Source organism: Serratia sp. 506_PEND (assembly GCF_001076875.1).
Classification (GTDB): domain Bacteria; phylum Pseudomonadota; class Gammaproteobacteria; order Enterobacterales; family Enterobacteriaceae; genus Serratia; species Serratia marcescens.
Genome location: NZ_JVEL01000109.1, coordinates 1 through 237, shown reverse-complemented (window position 1 = coordinate 237; position 237 = coordinate 1). Strand labels below are relative to the sequence as shown.

Here is a 237-nt window from a genome sequence, read left to right as displayed (position 1 = left end):
TGGTCGTTGCCGGTGGTCTGAGCGCCTGCAGCGCGCCGCTGTCAACGTTGCCGGAAGCGGCGCTGGAGCAGAAAGCACAGGCTGGGGATGCACAGGCGCAATATTTACTGGCCGGAAAGCTGTCGGCCCGCGGGGAATACGGACAGGCTCTGGCGCTGATGAAACAGGTGGCCAGCCAGTCAGCGGCATCGGATGCGTCACGTTCAACCCGGGCGGATGCGGCGCGTCAGGCCGGGG

The 237-nt window shown here is 66.7% G+C and carries 1 pseudogene; it reads left to right on the top strand.

From position 1 onward, the window contains the following. A pseudogene (locus ADK28_RS32035) lies at window positions 1-237 on the top strand (hypothetical protein); the annotation flags it as partial.